This window comes from Flavobacterium panici, assembly GCF_903819335.1.
Classification (GTDB): Bacteria; Bacteroidota; Bacteroidia; order Flavobacteriales; family Flavobacteriaceae; genus Flavobacterium; species Flavobacterium panici.
The window spans coordinates 1-19766 of sequence record NZ_CAIJDE010000048.1 but is presented as its reverse complement, the minus strand read 5'-3'; the positions used below and the strand labels follow the sequence as shown (position 1 = coordinate 19766).

General features: G+C 33.2%; 18 protein-coding genes. 10 read left to right on the top strand and 8 right to left on the bottom strand.

Going from position 1 to position 19766, the window contains the following annotated elements:
• The 3 genes from FLAPXU55_RS15415 to FLAPXU55_RS15405 form a co-directional block, all read left to right on the top strand.
• Nucleotides 1-4118: gliding motility-associated C-terminal domain-containing protein (locus FLAPXU55_RS15415; RefSeq protein ID WP_180858832.1), on the top strand; the 4118-nt coding region annotated here is incomplete at its 5' end.
• A 150-nt stretch (nt 4119-4268) separates the two neighbouring features.
• Nucleotides 4269-5186: a PorP/SprF family type IX secretion system membrane protein gene (locus tag FLAPXU55_RS15410; protein ID WP_180858831.1), complete on the top strand. Its 918-nt coding sequence runs from the start codon at nt 4269-4271 to the stop codon at nt 5184-5186.
• 12 nt (nt 5187-5198) lie between these two features.
• Nucleotides 5199-7133 (top strand): OmpA family protein, encoded by a 1935-nt coding sequence (locus FLAPXU55_RS15405; protein ID WP_180858830.1) that lies wholly within the window; start codon nt 5199-5201, stop codon nt 7131-7133.
• A gap of 127 nt (nt 7134-7260) precedes the next feature.
• On the opposite strand, the gene FLAPXU55_RS15400 is transcribed toward FLAPXU55_RS15405, so the two are convergent.
• From FLAPXU55_RS15400 to pyrR, 6 genes are all read right to left on the bottom strand, one after another.
• Nucleotides 7261-7761 (bottom strand): CAP domain-containing protein, encoded by a 501-nt coding sequence (locus FLAPXU55_RS15400; protein ID WP_053470143.1) that lies wholly within the window; start codon nt 7759-7761, stop codon nt 7261-7263.
• A gap of 173 nt (nt 7762-7934) precedes the next feature.
• A complete protein-coding gene (gene pdxH, locus FLAPXU55_RS15395; RefSeq protein WP_053470144.1) occupies nt 7935-8579 on the bottom strand; it encodes a pyridoxamine 5'-phosphate oxidase in 645 nt (214 codons plus the stop codon).
• 191 nt (nt 8580-8770) lie between these two features.
• On the bottom strand, nt 8771-9676 hold the full coding sequence (locus FLAPXU55_RS15390) for a ribonuclease Z (protein ID WP_180858829.1): 906 nt from the start codon (nt 9674-9676) through the stop codon (nt 8771-8773).
• A gap of 98 nt (nt 9677-9774) precedes the next feature.
• Nucleotides 9775-10107: a hypothetical protein gene (locus tag FLAPXU55_RS15385; protein ID WP_053470146.1), complete on the bottom strand. Its 333-nt coding sequence runs from the start codon at nt 10105-10107 to the stop codon at nt 9775-9777.
• Nucleotides 10108-10336: 229 nt separating this feature from the next.
• Nucleotides 10337-11263, bottom strand: a complete 927-nt coding sequence (locus FLAPXU55_RS15380; protein ID WP_029273654.1) for an aspartate carbamoyltransferase catalytic subunit — start codon at nt 11261-11263, stop codon at nt 10337-10339.
• Between the two features lie 96 nt (nt 11264-11359).
• Nucleotides 11360-11899 carry a bifunctional pyr operon transcriptional regulator/uracil phosphoribosyltransferase PyrR gene (pyrR, locus tag FLAPXU55_RS15375; protein ID WP_053470147.1) on the bottom strand — a complete coding sequence of 180 codons (540 nt, stop codon included), beginning with the start codon at nt 11897-11899 and terminating at the stop codon, nt 11360-11362.
• 172 nt (nt 11900-12071) lie between these two features.
• Here pyrR and FLAPXU55_RS15370 point away from each other — a divergent pair, with 172 nt between their 5' ends.
• The 7 genes from FLAPXU55_RS15370 (at nt 12072) to FLAPXU55_RS15340 (ending at nt 17656) form a co-directional block, all read left to right on the top strand.
• Nucleotides 12072-12782: an SLATT domain-containing protein gene (locus FLAPXU55_RS15370; protein ID WP_180858828.1), complete on the top strand. Its 711-nt coding sequence runs from the start codon at nt 12072-12074 to the stop codon at nt 12780-12782.
• 75 nt (nt 12783-12857) lie between these two features.
• Nucleotides 12858-13598, top strand: a complete 741-nt coding sequence (locus FLAPXU55_RS15365; RefSeq protein WP_180858827.1) for an abortive infection system antitoxin AbiGi family protein — start codon at nt 12858-12860, stop codon at nt 13596-13598.
• A gap of 465 nt (nt 13599-14063) precedes the next feature.
• Nucleotides 14064-14606, top strand: a complete 543-nt coding sequence (locus FLAPXU55_RS15360; protein WP_180858826.1) for a hypothetical protein — start codon at nt 14064-14066, stop codon at nt 14604-14606.
• A 405-nt stretch (nt 14607-15011) separates the two neighbouring features.
• A complete protein-coding gene (locus tag FLAPXU55_RS15355; protein WP_180858825.1) occupies nt 15012-16013 on the top strand; it encodes a hypothetical protein in 1002 nt (333 codons plus the stop codon).
• A 12-nt stretch (nt 16014-16025) separates the two neighbouring features.
• A complete protein-coding gene (locus FLAPXU55_RS15350) occupies nt 16026-17228 on the top strand; it encodes an amidohydrolase family protein (RefSeq protein ID WP_180858824.1) in 1203 nt (400 codons plus the stop codon).
• 28 nt (nt 17229-17256) lie between these two features.
• Nucleotides 17257-17403 (top strand): hypothetical protein, encoded by a 147-nt coding sequence (locus tag FLAPXU55_RS15345; RefSeq protein WP_180858823.1) that lies wholly within the window; start codon nt 17257-17259, stop codon nt 17401-17403.
• 79 nt (nt 17404-17482) lie between these two features.
• On the top strand, nt 17483-17656 hold the full coding sequence (locus FLAPXU55_RS15340; RefSeq protein ID WP_180858822.1) for a hypothetical protein: 174 nt from the start codon (nt 17483-17485) through the stop codon (nt 17654-17656).
• Between the two features lie 154 nt (nt 17657-17810).
• Here the strand turns inward: FLAPXU55_RS15340 and FLAPXU55_RS15335 are convergent, their stop codons facing one another.
• Both FLAPXU55_RS15335 and FLAPXU55_RS24025 read right to left on the bottom strand, forming a co-directional pair.
• On the bottom strand, nt 17811-19430 hold the full coding sequence (locus FLAPXU55_RS15335) for an ABC-F family ATP-binding cassette domain-containing protein (protein WP_053470154.1): 1620 nt from the start codon (nt 19428-19430) through the stop codon (nt 17811-17813).
• 144 nt (nt 19431-19574) lie between these two features.
• The coding region (locus tag FLAPXU55_RS24025; RefSeq protein WP_219637267.1) for a hypothetical protein at nt 19575-19766 on the bottom strand (192 nt) is incomplete at its 5' end.

Here is a 19766-nt window from a genome sequence, read left to right as displayed (position 1 = left end):
TTGCTTCTGAGGGATGCGCAAATTCTGGAACTTATACTAATACTTGGACGGTAAAAGATGACTGTGGAAATACCTCTGATAGTTTCACGCAGATTATTACGATCCAAGATACTACTGCTCCAACTTGGGCAACACAAAGTGGTTCTTTAGATGTAACGTTACAATGTGCCGATACAGAAGGATTCAATAATGCTCAAACTCAGGCACCAATTGCAACAGATAATTGCAATGGAACCGTAACTTATACTAAAACAACTGGTGAACTGCAAAGAGGAAGCTGTGGAAGCACAGGAACTTATACGAATACCTGGACAGCAAAAGATAGCTGTAACAATACTTCAACTACTTTTACTCAAGTAATTACAATTCAGGATACTGCTGCTCCAACATGGATTACACAGGCAGGAACATTGAACGTAACTTTACAATGCAGTGATTCTGCTGGTTTAGAAAATGCTCAAAATCAGACTCCAAATGCAACTGCAAATTGTACAGTGGTTACTTATGAAAAAACAAGCGGACAATTTACAGCTTCTGAAGGATGTGCTAATTCTGGGACATATACTAATAGTTGGATTGCAAAAGATGACTGCGGAAATGTTACCGATAGTTTTATCCAAATAATAACTATTCAGGATACAACTCCGCCAATTTTTACTGGAAATCTTCCAACTGATATTACTGTTTCTTGTGATGCTGTTCTGGAACCTGCAAACCTTGAAGCTTCTGACAATTGCAGCGGAGACTTACCAATCGTATTTTCTGAAATTAAAAGCAATGTTCTTAACGAATGCGGTACAGATTATACTTTAACACGCAAATGGACTACTAGTGATTGTGGCGGCAACACCGTTTCTCATACTCAAATTATTACGGTTAGAGATACAACTCCGCCAACAGGAACTGCTCCGGCTGATGTTACAGATTTACAAAGCATTATTGATATTCCGGCACCAAATCCGGAAGCTGTTATAGATGCCGCAGATAATTGCAGCAGTACAGTAACGGTTACAATTAGCGATTCTAATAATGGAGCAAGCGGCTGTAATGGAAATGCTTATATCTTAACCAGAACGTATACGCTGACAGATTGTGCTGGAAATAAAACAGAACTTGTTCAAACCTTTACTGTTGAAAATAAAGTTTCTGTAACAGGCATAGCAACAAATGTAACCTGCTTTGGAAAAAGTGATGGTTCAATTTTAGTAACTAATTCTCCGGGATCAACTGTAGTTATTACAAATGATCAAAATGAAGTTGTTGGCAACACTAATTTACCTGCCGGAACTTATACACTTACAGCAACATCTGCTGTAAATGGTGAAAATCAAACTTGTACAGCAACTGCAACCGTTGTTATTACTCAGCCAGAATATTCTACAAAAATATCAGGTTATGTTATGAATGTAAACAACAACTCTGGTATTGCAAATGTAATGGTGACCTTGATTCCGCAAGGAAATACAACAGGGCCAATTTTATTACGCATAACCGGAATAGATGGCGGATACAGCTTCACAGGAATGTCGGCAGGAAGTTATTTAGTTCAGGTACAAGATGCCAACTTAAATAGTGTTTATCAATTATATCCAATAGATTCAAGTTTATTCTTCACAGTTCTTGAAGATTGTGCCTTCCAGGAACATACTTTTAATTATGGATCTTCTACACTACCAGTTTTAGGCGATTATGTTTGGTATGATGTAAACAGCAACGGAATTCAGGACGAATGGTACGATGCCAATAATGACGGCGTTGTGACTAAAAATGTTCCTGATTCAGGTGGCGGAATCGACTACAGCTTATGGGAATGGATCGATTTTAATGGAGACGGAAGCTATCAAGGCCCATCAAACGTTGGCGAATTAAACGCCGGAGGTTTTGGAAATGCAGCAAGTCCAAATGTTATAATTGACGGACCAAACGGTTATCACAAAGAAGTAATTATAGGAATTGAAGGATATTGGAGAGACAGACCTAATACAGAAAATCCGTATGGTCAGTATACTATTAAATTAGTGAAAGATGGAAATCTGGATGCTATGGCTGCTGCCTTAGGCGCAACTGGACTTGTAAAAGTGCTTCCAAATTTAGCCGATAAAAAAGCAACTGATAAAACGAGTAAAACTCAAATGCATACGGTATGCTCAACAACTAGTCCAAGCAGTTATATTGTAAATGTTACACCGCAAGACTTAGTTCATTTAGATAATGATTTTGGAATAAACTGTAAAGAATACCAAGATATTGTTGCAAATGATGATTCTGCAGGACCTATTGCAGGCGTTAATCACACTACAACAAATGTTTTAAATGTTCTTATAAATGATACCCTTGAAGGTAATGCAGTAACTGTTTCTGATGTAATTATTACTACAGTAACACCAAACGAATTTTTACAACTAAATCCTGATGGTTCTGTAGATGTTTTACCAAATGCACCTGTTGGCACACTTACATTAGTATATCAAATTTGTGAAGCAGATCAAACTTCAAACTGCGATACTGCAACAGTAACGATTACTATCGTAGCTCCGGTTATGACAGTAACGGCAACACCAATTTGTGTAAACGATGTTCCTTACATTGATTATGTAGTAACACCCGGAAATTTCACTCCGGTAAATGGTGTAACAATAGCTTGGGCAAATGCACAAAATACGGTAATAACCACTATGACTGATTTACCTCTTAGCGGCCGAGTTTTATGGCCGGGAGCTGTGGTTAATGAAGCTGGAAATGGTATTGACTGGCCGGGATGGATTTTCGAAAATAATAAATGGATTCAGGGTGATGATGGTTTTGAATCATTACGTCCTACAGTTAATTTAACGATATCCGTTAATCCAAGCGAGACTATAACTGTAAATTATCCACCGGCAGATCCGTATTGTATTGCCAGACCAACATTTGCAATTGTGGCAAATGATGATAATCCGCCGGCAATTACAGCGCCAGCCGGAGTAACAAACATTGTAAATGTATACAATAACGATACTTTAAATAATGATCCTGTAAATCCTGCCGATGTTACACTTACAACAGTAAAACCAGATCCAACAAACACCATAACATTAAATCCTGATGGTTCTGTAGATGTGGCTCCAAATTCTCCCGCAGGAACGTACACATTAACGTATCAAATTTGTGAAAATGCCGATGCCGGAAACTGTGATACCGCTATTGTAACAGTAATTATTGTTGAACCTGCGCCTCCTACTCCAGTTTTTGCAAATGATGATGTATATGCAAACATTGGCTGTAATACCTTTGGATTAGTTGGAAATGTATTGAGTAATGATTTCAAAGGGCAGCTTCCTGCGACACTTGAACTAGTCAATTTTACATTGCTTGCAGAAAATGAAAACAATGCCAAAACAGATCCAAATATCACAATCGATAATCAAGGAAATGTTACCGTTTCAAGTTTAACACCAGCCGGAACTTATACCTACATGTACCGTATTTGTGATAAACTAAGTGCCGAAAATTGCGATACTGCAACGGTAACCATAACTGTAGTTCCAAATGGAATTGTAAACATAACCAGTGAATCATGTAATGATGACTCCAGCTTAATAAACTTGTCTAATTTGCTTCCGGAAGGCACACCAATAACCGGAACATGGATTGACACAAACGAAACTAATGCATTACAAGGAAATATATTCAATCCGTTTGGTCTTGCACTTGGCAATTATGTATTCGAATATAAAATTAACGATGAAAATTGTCCAAGAAGTGTACTGCTAAATATGGAAGTTAACAATGACTGCCACGTTTTAGCCTGTGGAAATATTTTAGTACACAATGCTTTCTCACCAAATGGCGACGGAATAAATGATGTATTCGTAATTGACAGTATTAATGATTTAACCTGTTATCCTGAAAATACAGTAGAAATCTATAATCGTTGGGGAATATTAGTATTTGAAACTTCAAATTACAATAATACAACCAATGCATTTGATGGAACTTCCAGAGGCAGAACCACTGTTAATAAGTCTGACGGACTGCCATCAGGTACTTATTTCTACATTCTTACTTATAAATCATTAAATGGTAATAATGAAATTCAAAATAATAAGGAAGATGGATATCTGTATCTGTCAAAATAAAACTACGCAATTTATTCGTAAATAATTCTAAAACAATGAATTACGATAAAATGGTAAAAAATTTCTTATATTTGAGTTCGCAAAATATTGACTTTTTGATTGAAGATAATTAAGAAATCAATGAGTAATAATCAATAATACACATCTACTATGAGAACAAAATTATTTTTCTTCGTCATTATGTTTGTAACGATTTCTGGTTATGCACAACAAGATTCACAGTATACTCAGTATATGTACAATGCTATAAATGTAAATCCGGCTTATGCAGGATCCAGAGGGGTTTTGAGCATCTTTGGTCTCTACAGAACACAATGGGTAGGTTTAGAAGGAGCTCCGCAAACTGCCAGTTTCTCTGCAAATTCGCCAATAAACAACAGCAATTTAGGAGTGGGTTTATCGCTCGTAAATGATAAAATTGGACCAACAAATGAAACCACTATTTCTGCAGATTTATCATATACACTTCAAACATCTCCAGATTTCAAGCTTTCATTTGGTATAAAAGGAAGCGCCAATTTATTCAATTTAGACATTAGCAAACTAAATCCTGAAACTCAGGGAGACCCACAATTTCAGGATTTAGATAATAAATTTTCACCAAATGTTGGAGCAGGTATTTACTGGCATTCAGATAAAGCCTATATCGGTTTATCTGTTCCAAATTTCATCGAAACCAAAAAATTTGACGATAACGATTATGCCATTTATAAAAGTAAAATCAATTATTACTTAATGGGCGGTTACGTATTTGACCTTGACAAATTACAATACATAAAATTCAAACCTGCTACATTAGTGAAAATGGTCGAGGGTGCACCGCTGCAGGTCGATGTTTCTGCCAATTTTATGTTTTTCGAAAAATTTGTCGCAGGACTTTCTTATAGATGGAGTGCCTCTGTAAGCGGCATTGTTGGATTTCAAATCACAGACGGGCTTTATTTAGGATATGGTTACGACCGGGAAACCACAAAACTAAATAATTACAACACAGGATCGCACGAAATATACCTGCGCTACGAATTCTTTAAAAACACCAGCAAAATGGTAACTCCACGTTTCTTTTAAAAAATAATAGTTATGAAAAATTTTACTCTTCTTATTTTAATAACTCTAAATGTTTTTTCCAGCTATTCCCAGCAGTCAAAATTAAACGCTGGTGCCAAAAAATACGACAACTACGCCTATGTTGACGTTATTAAAACCTACGAACGAGTGGCCGCAAAAGGATATAAGTCTGAAGTTTTGTACAGAAAACTGGGTGACTCTTACTACTTCAATTCTAATTTTGAAGGAGCTGTCAAGTGGTATGATGAATTATTTGGTATAAACACTTCTCCCGAAGCTGAATATTATTACAGATATGCACAATCCCTAAAAGCAACTGGGCAAACAGCCAAAGCCAATAGGATTCTTGAAGAGTTCAATGCAAAATTCAAAAATGATTCGAGAGCAAAGCTTTACAGAGAAAACGTAAATTATCTTGATAAAATTAAAGCAAATTCAGGACGTTATAAAATCGAAAATGCCGGAATTAATTCTAAATATTCAGATTACGGAAGTTTTGTTTATAATAATAAAATATACTTTGCATCGGCAAGAGACACCGGAAATTTCAGTCAGCGAAAACACAAATGGACAGGCGAATATTTTACTAATATTTATGATGCCGACATAAGTGCTCAAAATGATACAACATCTAAAGTAAATAAAATCAGATCTACCGTAAATTCAAGATTTCATGAATCCTCAGTTGTTTTTACTAAAGATGGAAATACGGTTTATTTTACAAGAAATAACTTTGTTGATGGTAAAAAAGGAAAAGATGCCAATAAAGTTACTTTATTAAAAATTTATAAAGCCAGTCTCGAAAACGGAAAATGGACAAATGTAACTGCGCTTCCGTTTACCAGCGATAATTACTGTACAGCGCATCCGGCATTAAGCCCTGACGAAAAAACATTATATTTTGCTTCAGATATGCCCGGCACAATGGGGCAGTCTGATATTTACAAAGTAAACATTAACGCCAGCGGTGGTTTTAGTTCTCCCGAAAATTTAGGAAAAGAAATTAATACCGAAGGAAAAGAAACGTTCCCTTATGTAACCAATGAAAACGAAATTTATTTTGCTTCAGATGGGCATCCCGGACTTGGCGGACTTGACGTTTTTGTAGGTCAAATTGAAACTGATGGATCTATTGATGATATTCAAAACCTAGGTGCCGATATTAATTCTCCTAAAGATGATTTTGCCTACATTATTGATCCGGTTTCAAGAAGAGGGTATTTTTCGTCTAATAAAGACGGCGGATTTGGTTCTGATGATATTTACAAATTTTTAGAAACCAAACGTTTAAAATGCGTTCAGGAATTAGGCGGAGTAATTACTGATGCAGCTACCGGAATTATACTTCCCGGAACTAAAGTTACTTTGTATGACGGCATGCAGCGAATAAAAAATTCTGCTGTTGCAGATGCTTCCGGTTTATACAGTTTTGGTGTTGAATGCGGAAAAACCTATTATATACGTGCAGAGAAACCAGAATATGCCACTAAAGAAGTCAGTGTAACGATTTCTAAAGAAAGCGGAAAAACCGATCTTCCTATTGCTTTAGAAAAATCGATCTGCAAAGTTGTTATTGGAGATGATTTAGGAAAATGTTTTGGTATTAAAAGGATTTATTTTGATTTAGATAAATCTAACATTCGAACTGAAGCTGCTCTAGATTTAGAAAAAATTCTGGATGTTTTAAAACAAAATCCAACAATGAAATTAGACATTCGCTCGCATACAGACAGCAGGGCTTCTCATCAATACAATGAAGCATTATCTAACCGAAGAGCAAAATCAACCATTGAATGGCTTATAAACAACGGAGTTGCCACAAATCGTTTAACCGGAAGAGGTTATGGGGAAACTGAACTCGTAAACTTATGTTCTGATGGAGTGCAATGTACAGAAGAAGAACACCAAATGAACAGACGAAGCGAGTTTATCATTACCGGATTATAATTGTAAAAACCAAACCAATCTATAATTAAAAAGCTGTCTATTATTCATAGACAGCTTTTTTAAAAAAACAACGCTGCATACTCAAGAAATGCAACGAAAACTAACCAACCAGTTCAAATGTTCTCTTTTAAATTTTAGCAAATATATTCGTGTAATATTTTCTTCCGGCCGCATCTGTCGTAATCGAAATACCAAAATGAGTATAATCTCCTTCAATATTTTCTTTATGACCCTGGCTTTCCAGCCATGATTTTACTGCTGCTGCAGATGTTTTGTAGTTGTAAGCAACATTCTCGCCCACTTTTTTAGCACCAAGAACGCTCATAATATTATTAGAACGAGACACAAAATCATTATGATTAACAACATTATTGTCGATCATGTATTTGTTGTGCTCTTCGCACTTATAAGAAATATGATTGATTTTTTCTAATGCCTTTAAACCGATACTTACTCTGTAATCGTTTATTAACTGCATTGTTTCCAATTCAGATGCATTATAATTATAGTCAGTAATTACTTGTTCTGTTGAAGTACTACTTTCATTCCCTTCGGCGCCATCGGCAGAGCATGAGTTCATTGTGATAGATATCACAATGAACACCATGGCGCACATAATCTTTTTCATAATCTGTAGTAGTTTAATGCTTTAAAGTAAATGTTGGGGCAAATTCTTTAAAAATTATTATGTGACAATTTTTCTCTGTTTTATTGTCCAAACGTATTCAATTTGTCGGTAAACTACAAAAATAATCGACGAAATACACTAAAATTTTTTAAAATAATATAAAAATCTTACAATTAAGATGATAGACGATCAATCTTCCATGAAAAATCAGACTGGCTTGTATAGCGAATCCTGTCATGTAATCTGTTAGGTCTTCCCTGCCAAAATTCTACTTGCAGCGGCGTTACAATAAATCCGCCCCAATTATCAGGTCTTGGAATTGGTTTTCCTTCAAATTCAGCTTCCAGTTTCTTTAAATTCTCTTCTAAAAAAGTTCTCGACGGAATAACTTCACTTTGATGCGAAACAATTGCACCAAGCTTACTTCCATCTGGTCGGGAATCAAAATAGTTATCCGAAATAATTTCAGAAGTTTTCTGCGCAATCCCTTTTACAATAACCTGACGTTCCATTTCCTGCCAAAAAAAGGACAAACAAACGTTTGGGTTCGCCGTAATAGCTTTTCCCTTTTCAGATTCATAATTCGTATAAAATATAAATCCTTCTTCAGAAAATTTCTTTAATAAAACCACACGAGACTTTGGGAATCCGTCCAAGCCAATTGTCGAAACCGTCATGGCATTTACCTCACCGCTTCCGCCAAAATCCTCCACTTCATGAAACCAGCGGTTAAAAAGATTAATGGGATCTTCGGGAATATTAGTTTCTAATAATTCACTTTTTTCGTAAGATTTTCTATAATTGCTTAAATCACTCATGATTGTTGATTTTAGATATTAGATTGTAGATTTTAGATTTTTTTGTTTCAGGTTTGTCAGGCTGAGCGAAGTCGAAGCCTCTCGTGCTACAAAAGCCCTTCTCCCGAAGCCTCGGGATCGCTCAGGGTGACATCTGTTGTTCACATTCCTAAACTTAGCACCTTAGTACCTCAGTCCCTTAGAACCTTAAATTAAAATTCAAAGCTAAGTCCATCATCTCCCAAAATAACATTTGGAAAAATTTCTTCGGCTTCTTCTTTAAAACGCTCAATTCCGTCGTAGCGGGTTGAATAATGACCTAAAACCAAATGCTTTACATTTGCTTTTAAAGCGATTCTCGCCGCTTCTTTCGCAGTTGAATGCAGTGTTTTTTGTGCCAAAGGAGCTTCAGATTCTAAAAAAGTAGATTCGTGATACAAAATGTCGGCATTTTCAATAATCGGAATCACATCTTCATTATAAACCGTATCCGAACAAAAAGCATAACTCATTGCCGGAATTGGGTCAAAAGATAATTTTTCATTCTCAATTACAGTTCCATCGTCCAGCTTAACATTTCCTCCGTTTTTTATTTTTTGATAATAAGCCGTATGAATATTATAATGCTGGGCAGCTTCGACATTTAACTTTCGCTCTCCCGGTTTTTCCTGAAATAAATAACCATTGGTATAAACACGATGTTTCAGCGGAATCGTTTTTACAATAACACGATTATCTTCAAAAATAACCTCACTTTCCTTCGACTCTAATTCGTGGAAAAACAAATTATACGTTGTCCAGGATTCTGTCAATTTTAATTGAAGCAGAATAAGTTCTTTAATTCCTTTTGGTCCATAAATATGCAAATCTGTCGTTCTTCCCAAAAGAGAAAAAGTCGAAATGGTTCCAATTAATCCATAAAGATGATCGCCATGAAGATGCGAAATAAAAATGTGATTAATTTTTGAAAATTTAATCTTATTCTTTCGAAGCTGAACCTGAGTTCCTTCTCCACAATCAATTAAAAACAAACGATTTTTAATTTCTAAAACCTGTGAAGTCGGATTAGTAAGTGTTCTGGGAGTTGCGGCATAACAGCCAAGTATAGTTAATTTCATTTTAGATTTTAGATTGTTGATTTTAGATTCTAGATAGATAAAAACATTTTAGATTTAGCATTTAAAAAAATCTAAAATCTAAAATCAGAAATCTAAAATTAAAACCCTAAGTCTCTTTCAATTTCTTCCATTTCGATAATATCGTGTGCTTCTAAAAGAGAAGGAACAACAACCAACTTATCTGAAATAGCATTAAAATCAAGATCACAGGCTACAATTACAAACGATTTTTTTGCTTTTTTCTGAAGCTTAACCAGCGGTAAAAAAGCTTTTAAATCATTTTCTGTCAATTCAGAATCTGACGACAAATCGATTATAATATTTTGTTTTTCAAAGGTTTTAAACTGCTGCGTTACTTTCTCTACAAAGCCATTAAAATCGCCTTGCGTATCTTTTATGGTAACGGTATGTCCTTTTTGATCTACTTTCATTTTATAATTTGTGGGGCTAATATAAAAATTGATTTTTCAGAGCGCTAAGGTACGAAGTTTTTTGTTTGTTGTTTCAAGTTTTAGGTTTCAGGTTTCAAGTTTACAGATTGTCAGGCTGAGCGAAGTCGAAGCCCTCGTCACGTAAAAGCCCTTCGACTTCGCTCAGGGTGACATCCAGATATTCAAGTTCCAACAACTTGAAACCTGAAACCTAAAACTTGAAACAAAACTACTGTATTTTAGATGCCAAAAGATAAATAACCGCCATTCTAATTGCAACACCATTCTCCACCTGATTTAAGATTACAGAATGATCAGAATCAGCAACTTCAGAGGTAATCTCAACTCCTCTATTGATTGGTCCCGGGTGCATGATTACAATTTCTTTTCCAAGAGAATCTAAAAGTGGTTTATCAACTCCGTATTGTTGTGCATATTCACGTGTAGATGGAAAGAAGTTTACATCCATACGTTCGTTTTGTACACGAAGCATGTTCGCAACATCACACCATTCTAAAGCTTTGCGTAAATTTGGTTCAACCGTAACACCAAGCGATTCAATATATCTCGGAATCAGAGTTTTTGGTCCGCAGACTTTTACTTCAGCACCTTGCATCTGCAAAGCATATATATTAGATAAGGCAACTCTCGAATGCAGAATATCGCCTACAATAACTACTTTTTTTCCGGCAACATCGCCCAGTTTTTCTCTGATAGAATAACTGTCTAACAAAGCCTGAGTTGGGTGTTCGTGCGCTCCGTCTCCGGCGTTTACGATACTGGCTTTGACATTTTTAGATAAAAAATAAGCCGCTCCGGGATTAGAGTGGCGCATTACAACCATATCAACTTTCATTGAAAGGATATTATTTACAGTATCAATCAGGGTTTCTCCTTTTTTAACCGACGACTGTGCTGCAGAAAAACTAATAACATCTGCAGATAAACGTTTCTGTGCTAATTCAAAGGAAAGTTTGGTTCTTGTACTGTTTTCGAAGAAAATATTGGCAATGGTAATATCTCGTAATGAAGGAACTTTTTTAATTGGTCGGTTAATGACTTCTTTAAAATGATCTGCCGTTTCAAAAATCAGGTTAATATCATTCTCATTGATGTATTTAATTCCTAATAAATGATTTACGCTTAATTCTTTCATTGTGTTTGTTTATATATTTATTGTTTAATCGTTTTATTTGTTAAACCGTTTAATCGTTCCTTCCGATTAAACAATTAACCGGTTAACCGATTAAACTTAATTTGTCACTAGGTGAACCACATCTTCACCATCATTTTCTTTCCAGCTTACTTTTACTTTTTCGCCATTAATTGCATCCACCTGACGGCCTCTATAATCGGGTTGAATTGGTAAATTACGGCTGAAACGTCTGTCGATTAACACTAACAATTCAATTTCAGAAGGTCTTCCAAAAGATTGAATTGCGGTTAACGCAGAACGAATGCTTCGTCCGGTAAACAAAACGTCATCTATAAAAATGACTTTTTTGTCTTCGACTATAAAATTTATCTGAGTTTTATTGGCTTCAAGCGGTTTATCGGTTCTGCGGAAATCATCTCTAAAAAAAGTAATATCAAGATATCCCAAAGAAATTTCAGGAGTTTGGTATTCGTTCTCTAAAATCTGTTTTAAACGCTCAGCCAAATAAACACCTCTCGGCTGAATCCCGATTAAAATTGTATCAGAGAAATCCAGATGTTTTTCGATTAACTGACAAGCCAAACGATGGAGTATGATAGTAACTTCTTTTGAATTAAGTAATACTTTTTGGCTCATAAGTAATTGTAATGTTTGGTTGGGCAAATATACAAAATCAGAATTTATTTGTTGGGGTGTTGAGTGAGGAAATGTTTTTTTTGACAACAAGTAACCTAACAGATCTCTTTACTTTTTTATTAATTCTTCTATTTATGTTAAATAAAATCTCCTTTTTAATAATTTCCATTTGATGCAAAATTGTATTTTAGCAAGAAAATTATCAATAAACCATAAAGCCAAGATAGACATGGACATAGAAAAGAAAAGCATATTCGTTGGATCAAAAGCATACTTGGAAAAAAGCTTTCTTGAAGAATTAAGCTATAAAATTTGGTCAACTAAAGGAACTAGATTTAGAGCTTCAATAAGACTAACGACTATTTCTAAAATGTCCAACATTAGTATATCAATTTTATCTGCATACTTAATTATTGCGGGATTACTTGCTGTTTATAATATTGAAAATGATGATAACAACTTAAAATACATAAACTATTATGTTACAGCATTATCAATATTGCAACTAGTCATTGCACAATTCGAAAATAGTCAAGATTACAAACTAAAAGCTAAAAATTTTCATGATTGCTCCCTCGAATTAAGCAAATTATATAATAAACTAAGAACTTTTAAGACGTTAAACTCTACTGCTTCCGAATATAGTGTTTTAAGTTTCTGTCAAAAATTATCTGAAGAATATCAAGAAATTTTAAATAGATATGAAAATCATGATGATATTGATTATGATAATTTCAAAGTTGAAAAGTTTGACCATTTCTCAGAACTCACTAAAAAAGATGTGAAAAATATAAAGTATAGATATCTATGGATTTGCTATGGGGCATATTCATTAATAATAATTATACCACCTCTTATTATTTTAGGAATAATTGTATTTTAAAAGTATAATAAAAAATTATCATTCATTAATCATAAAATTTCCTAAGCTCAATTCAAAAATATAAAAAGTCAAAATATGTCATTAAGTTCTAATACAATTATACATTTTACCCAAACTAGTGATGCACTTAAAGGTATATTACAAGATAATTTCAAAATGAAGTATTGTCATGAAAATGTATTACTAGATTCCGAACTAAACTATGCGGCTCCAATGGTAAGCTTCTGTGATATTCCATTATCACAGATAAAAGATCATATTGGAAAATATGGTGCATATGGAATAGGATTAACAAAAGAATGGGCTCAAAAAAACAAACTTAATCCTGTTCTTTACCTTCAAGCAAATTCATATCTCTCAAAAAGTATTTATGATACTTACATGGACATACTGCCAAAGCAAGTGGAATGGGATAAAATAACAACCAGTCAAAAAAATTTATTAAATATTTTAAGACATGTTAAAAATTACGAAGCTGATTTATCTAGAGGAGGTGAAGTTATAAAAAATTATAGGTTTTCAGATGAAAGAGAATGGAGGTACACGCCAAGTTATGAAGATTGTATGCAAATGGCTATCGATCCAAGGGTTTATAAAAGTGAAGAACAAAAAATAAATACAAATAAGCGACTTGAAAATTTAAGACTCGAATTTGAACCGAATGATATTAAATATATTATAATAGAAAGAGAGAATGAAATTTCTGAATTCGTCGAAATTTTAAAAAAATCAAAAGGAAATAAATATAGCTATAATGATGTTGAGCGTCTAATGACCAGAATAATTACATCAGAACAAATTAAAACTGATCTATAAAAATGAATTTTTAAAATCTTAAAAAAACGAATTTGTATATAGATAATGACAAATTAAATGAAAGAAAGTATCCAACAATTTATAGCAAAACCTAAAAACATATTTCTAATAGATGCTGTTGGAGCATCACTCACATTTATATTACTTTTTCTCGTTCTTAGAACTTTCAACAACTTTTTTGGTTTATCAAAAACTACTTTAGAATACCTTTCATTACTGGCACTCGCCTTTTCAATTTATTCATTTATCTGTTTTTTTCTAGCAAAAAATAATTGGAAATTATATTTAAAAATAATCTGTACCGCTAACATACTCTATTGTATTTTGACATTTGGAATTATACTTTATTATTATCGAAGCATTTCAATATTTGGTATTGTTTATTTTCTAGGTGAAATCATAATTATTATTGGAATTGTAATCTTAGAGATTAAATCAATATATAAAAACTAAAAAACAGAAACTATGAAAATCCCTAAAGAAATAGCAATTCAAATTACTGATATATTAGGAAATAATAATCCGATTGAAAATATACTTTTCGGTTTTAAATTTTTTGAAAGTGAAGATGCTTATTACACAACATCATATTTTAAAACAGATAATTCTGGCAGTATAATTATAACACAAAATGATTTGATTAATAAATCTGAACTCAAATGGGAAAATGATATAGAAAGCTTTCAAAGTATAAAAACGGAAGTTTTTGTACTTGATGCAAATTCTACTAAAAGCGTGCGAGGAAGGTCTGAAAATTATATAAATATCACTGCTAATACTGAAGCTATGGAAAAACATTTAAAACAATCTGGTTTTAGTGATGAAAACATAACTGCTGCTACTAAAGCAATAAATAATAGTGCGACTGATCAAATGGAAATTTACAATCTTTTTAAAGATTCAAAAAATGATATGGTTGAAATCCTGACTGAAAAAATAGACGATATATGGAAAGACAACACTAATAAAATTTATAAATTCATTATAACAAAAAATCAAATTACCTAATCTTTAAAAGTCTAAAAAAACATTTCAAAAAAATCCACATCATATTTTCCTGATTTCTGAAGGAATTTAAAAACTCAGAATCATATTAAATATCATTTAGGACTTTGACAAAGTATTTAGCAAATAGATATAAAAAATTCCAGTTATTCTCATAACATGATTTTTTGTTTTTATTAAAGATTGTAAAAATTACAAAATTGTTTATAATATAGTTTTAGAAGTTAACACTTTTTAAATTATAGTATTTTTCATTCATATTTTAATCGCTAAATAACCAATTAGATTCGATAAAGTGAAATATTTACCTTACAAATAACAATTTAACATTTGTTTAAATAAATTAGCCGCGGTTTTTCTTACTAACCAAAATTAAACTAATTTATTTTAACCAAAAACAAATTATCTATGCAAGTATCTAAAATTCTGGAAATACTAATTGCGTTAGGTTTATTTTACTTTCTCTTTAGTACTCTTGTTTCTTTGCTCTTTGAATGGTACTCCTATAAAACCCAAAAAAGAGGCCGATTTCTTTACGAAACAATTCTTAAATTATTAAACGATCCTGTGAACAAAAGCTACGGTGCCAGCTTATATAGCCACTTTAGCATCGATCAGCTTAAAAAGAATAGAGATTCTTACCCGCAATACATTTCATCTGATATGTTTGCTGATGCCTTGATTGATATTATTGGAAGCCAATCTGAAACTACAAAATTTGAAAATATTTTTGATCCAAAAGGATCGACAAATTTAGTAGATGTTAAACTAATTGAAGATCGTATTGAGGATCCTTATAAGAGATTTAAAAAAGGACTTGATCAAATGAATTACAGTCCATTAAAAAGTCATTTAAGGGCATTGTATGAAAAAACGGAAAACTATATTGAGTTAAAAGAGAAAATCACCAAATGGTTTGACGACTATATGGAAAGAGTAAGCGGCTGGTATAAAACAAAAACGAAAAGAAGTTTACTTATTATAAGTTTCTTAGTTTGCCTGGCGCTAAATGTTGATTCTATTACTTTAATTAAAAAATTAAATACTGATGACAAGTATCGTAAAGATCTTGTATTAATAGCAGAGAAAAAAGTACTTGAAAATAAGATTAATGCTCAAAAAATTGATTTGGAAGATATTGTGAAAAATATAGATAGTATCAAATCAATAATTAATGAAATAGAAGATGACGCTCTTCCAATTGGCTATCATTTTGATGCTAAAAAATCGAAAGAAACAAAAGAAACTGAAAAAACAAAAGAAGTAAAAGAAACAAGAACAGAAATCTTCCTGTGGTGGCTTTTAGGAATTATAATTTCAGCATTTGCTCTAAGTTTCGGAGCTCCTTTTTGGTTTGAAGTTATGGTAAAAGCAATTAATATTAGAAGAGCCGGAATAAAACCATCCTAAAATTATACAATCATGAACGATATATACAACATTCATTCGCACATCTTTACAGGAAAATGTGCCCCAAAAGACTTTTTACAGGTAGCAGCCAAACTTGGAGACGGAGCTTCTACATTTCTTAAATGGTTAATATTAACCCGACCTGTCTCCTGGTTAATTACAAAATTAGGAAACTTAATTCCGAAAAGAATTTTACAATTCTTAAAAATTGGTGTAATGGCTTCGCAAGAAGAAGTCTTTCTTGACTTGAAAGGAGCTTATGATAATTCTGAATACAGTGGGATAAAAATAATCGCACTCACAATTGATATGGATTATATGAGTGATCCCGACAAAAAACCTGAAAAAGATTTCAATTCACAAATACAGGATATTTACAAATTGAAAAAAACTTACCCAAATACATTATTTCCTTTTTATGGTGTAGATCCAAGAAATCCGGATACTAAAAACCTCGAAAATCTAAAAAAAGCAATTGAAAGTAAAACCTTTGTTGGAATTAAATTATATCCTGCAAATGGCTTTTTCCCTTTTGATGCGCGATTAGACAGTCTTTATCAATACGCCGAAAAAAATAATATTCCTGTTATGACACATTGTACACGCGGCGGTAGTTATTATTTAGGTAAAAATGTCTGGTCGGTTATTCCTGACAATCCTACATCAGTAAATCCGGCGCATCCTTTAATGCCTGTAATTACTGCCCGTATTGCTGCTTATAAAAAGGCTTCTGACAAATCATTTAGGGAAAATGCCAGAGCGTGTAATCTTTTTTCACATCCTGAAAATTATATTCCTGTTTTAGACAAATATCCTAAACTAAAACTCTGCATTGCGCACATGGGAGGAGATATTGAAATATTGGGTGTGAAAAATCCAGATGCGAAAACTGCCAAATTATTCCAGGCAGCAAAAACTCTGGAAGGTAATCAAACATCATGGTATGACATTATCAAACAAAAAATCCTGATAGATAAATATCCTAATGCGTTTACAGATATTTCGTATTCGTTATGCGATGAAAATTGCATGATACAATTATCTAATGATTTAAAAAACGGTCTTATTCTCCCAGAGCGGGTTTTATTTGGAACAGATTATTTTATGGTTGCAAAAGAAAATGCTGAACTAAAAGTCGTTGCCGTTGGTCAAAGGAATTTAAGCGGGTATTTTGATCAGTTTATGAGTGCTAATAATAAACGGTATTTGTTTTAAGATTTACAAAGTATAAATCAGAAAAAAAATGTTCAAAAAAGAAAATATAATTAAAGAATTAGAAAAAGGAGAAAAGTCAGGATTTGTAAAAAATTTTAATCGTAATTCTTTCATCAAAGAAATGGACTTAAAACATTCGCAAAAAAAATCTGCAAAACTAGAATCCAAATCCTAAAACATTTCTCAAAAATTCTATAACACATTTTCAAGATTCATGAAGTAATTTTAATATAGAAATTTAAAAACTCAGAATCATGCAAAATAAAATTACAAGATTGTTAATGGTATTCGTTATACTGTTTTCATTTACAAGCTGCGAAGTTATTGGAGACATTTTTAAAGCCGGAATGGGATTCGGGATATTTATCGTAATTTTTATCGTTGCGATTGTTATCTGGATTTTAGCGAAGGTTTTTGGAAGCAAATAGCAATAAGTAAAAAATTAAAAAATCCCAAACTCCAAGTTTAATTGGAATTTGGGATTTTTTTTATGGATGTAGAACTTTGTTAAAGTTTAAAACTTTGACAAAGTTGCAAAGTCAAAGATTGGAATTTGGAATTTTTAATATTGTAATTTACAGCTTAAAGATTATACATCTTCTTTCTTTGTTCCTGAATCTTTTCATCATCAAGATATTCGTCAAATGTCATGTAACGGTCGATAACTCCGTTTGGTGTTAATTCTACGATTCTGTTACCAACAGTTTGTGCAAACTCGTGGTCATGCGTTGTAAAAATTACAGAACCTTTAAAGTTTTTCAATGAGTTATTGAAAGCTGTAATAGATTCCAGATCTAAGTGGTTTGTTGGCTCATCAAGCATTAAAACGTTAGCACGCTCCATCATCATTCTGGAAAGCATACAACGTACTTTTTCTCCTCCAGATAAAACTCGGCTTGTTTTTAAAGCTTCTTCACCAGAGAAAATCATTTTCCCTAAGAAACCTCTAATAAATACCTCATCACGCTCTTCTTCTGTTTTAGCATATTGGCGTAACCAATCTACTAAAGTTAAATCATTTTCGAAGAATGAATGGTTTTCAGCAGGAAGATATGCTTGGTTTGTTGTAATTCCCCAATCAAAAGTTCCTGAATCTGCTTTTTGATTTCCATTTAAAATTTCATAGAAAGCTGTTGTAGCACGTGAATCTTTTGAGAAAAGAACAATCTTGTCTCCTTTTGCCATATTTAAATGAACATCTTTAAACAAAAGTTCACCATCTACAGAAGCTGACAGGTGTTCTACATTTAAAATCTGATCTCCAGCTTCACGATCCTGATCGAAAATAATCGCAGGGTAACGACGGCTTGAAGGTTTGATTTCAGAAATATTCAATTTAGAAATCATTTTTTTACGAGAAGTTGCTTGTTTCGATTTTGCAACGTTTGCGCTAAAACGACGAATAAATTCTTCAAGCTCTTGTTTCTTCTCTTCAGCTTTTTTGTTTTGCTGTGCACGTTGTTTTGCCGCTAATTGGCTAGACTCGTACCAGAAAGTATAATTTCCTGAATAGTGATTGATTTTTCCGAAATCAATATCAGAAATATGTGTACAAACGGCATCTAAAAAGTGACGGTCGTGAGATACTACAATTACAGTATTTTCATAGTTTGCTAAGAAATTTTCTAACCAAGCGATTGTCTCAAAATCCAAATCGTTGGTAGGCTCATCCATAATAAGCAAATCTGGATTTCCAAAAAGTGCCTGTGCCAAAAGCACACGAACTTTCATTTTTCCTTCCATATCGCCCATCAAAGTATAATGATGCTCTTCGTTAATTCCTAAGTTAGACAACATTGCTGCAGCATCAGAGTCGGCATTCCATCCGTTCATTTCTTCAAACTGAACCTGAAGCTCCCCTATTCTGTCTGCATTTTTATCGTTGTAGTCTAAATAAAGTTCATCCATTTCTTTTTTAACAGCATACAGAACTTTATTTCCCATTAAAACGGTTTCCAAAACGGTATGTTCGTCGAACATGTTATGATTTTGGTTTAAAACCGACATACGTTTTCCCGGCTCTAAATGAATATGTCCCGAAGTTGGGTCCATATCGCCTGAAATGATTTTTAGAAATGTAGATTTTCCAGCACCATTGGCTCCAATAACGCCGTAAATATTTCCGTGAGTGAATGTGGTATTTACTTCGTCAAACAATATTCGTTTGCCAAATTGAACTGATAAATTATTGACTGTTAACATGAATGTCTTTTTAATTAATTTGGTGCAAAAGTAGTGAAAAAGGTTCAGAGTTGCAAAGGTGCAAAGGGACTAAGTTTTTTTATACGAACGAGGATTTTCTCGCAAAGGCGCAAAGACGCAGAGTTTTGTTTTACGCAGATGATTTTAGCCAATATTGTCATTTCGAGGAACGAGAAATCGCACGCGAAACTCGCCAAAGATTGGAGAATTACTGTGTGGAATATCTAGTGCGATTTCTCGTTCCTCCTTTAGATTTGTTTTTTTAAATTTAAGTAGATTTATGATTGAGAAAGGAAGCAAAAGTAAACTATTCGTTCCTCTGAGTTTGTGACTCAT

Excerpts from the sequence above, each read along its gene's own strand:
- FLAPXU55_RS15410 (WP_180858831.1), top strand. The coding sequence starts at position 4,269 with ATGAGAACAAAATTATTTTTCTTCGTCATTATGTTTGTAACGATTTCT.
- FLAPXU55_RS15405 (WP_180858830.1), top strand. The coding sequence starts at position 5,199 with ATGAAAAATTTTACTCTTCTTATTTTAATAACTCTAAATGTTTTTTCC.
- FLAPXU55_RS15400 (WP_053470143.1), bottom strand. The coding sequence starts at position 7,761 with ATGAAAAAGATTATGTGCGCCATGGTGTTCATTGTGATATCTATCACA.
- pdxH (WP_053470144.1), bottom strand. The coding sequence starts at position 8,579 with ATGAGTGATTTAAGCAATTATAGAAAATCTTACGAAAAAAGTGAATTA.
- FLAPXU55_RS15390 (WP_180858829.1), bottom strand. The coding sequence starts at position 9,676 with ATGAAATTAACTATACTTGGCTGTTATGCCGCAACTCCCAGAACACTT.
- FLAPXU55_RS15385 (WP_053470146.1), bottom strand. The coding sequence starts at position 10,107 with ATGAAAGTAGATCAAAAAGGACATACCGTTACCATAAAAGATACGCAA.
- FLAPXU55_RS15380 (WP_029273654.1), bottom strand. The coding sequence starts at position 11,263 with ATGAAAGAATTAAGCGTAAATCATTTATTAGGAATTAAATACATCAAT.
- pyrR (WP_053470147.1), bottom strand. The coding sequence starts at position 11,899 with ATGAGCCAAAAAGTATTACTTAATTCAAAAGAAGTTACTATCATACTC.
- FLAPXU55_RS15370 (WP_180858828.1), top strand. The coding sequence starts at position 12,072 with ATGCAAAATTGTATTTTAGCAAGAAAATTATCAATAAACCATAAAGCC.
- FLAPXU55_RS15365 (WP_180858827.1), top strand. The coding sequence starts at position 12,858 with ATGTCATTAAGTTCTAATACAATTATACATTTTACCCAAACTAGTGAT.
- FLAPXU55_RS15360 (WP_180858826.1), top strand. The coding sequence starts at position 14,064 with ATGAAAATCCCTAAAGAAATAGCAATTCAAATTACTGATATATTAGGA.
- FLAPXU55_RS15355 (WP_180858825.1), top strand. The coding sequence starts at position 15,012 with ATGCAAGTATCTAAAATTCTGGAAATACTAATTGCGTTAGGTTTATTT.
- FLAPXU55_RS15350 (WP_180858824.1), top strand. The coding sequence starts at position 16,026 with ATGAACGATATATACAACATTCATTCGCACATCTTTACAGGAAAATGT.
- FLAPXU55_RS15345 (WP_180858823.1), top strand. The coding sequence starts at position 17,257 with ATGTTCAAAAAAGAAAATATAATTAAAGAATTAGAAAAAGGAGAAAAG.
- FLAPXU55_RS15340 (WP_180858822.1), top strand. The coding sequence starts at position 17,483 with ATGCAAAATAAAATTACAAGATTGTTAATGGTATTCGTTATACTGTTT.
- FLAPXU55_RS15335 (WP_053470154.1), bottom strand. The coding sequence starts at position 19,430 with ATGTTAACAGTCAATAATTTATCAGTTCAATTTGGCAAACGAATATTG.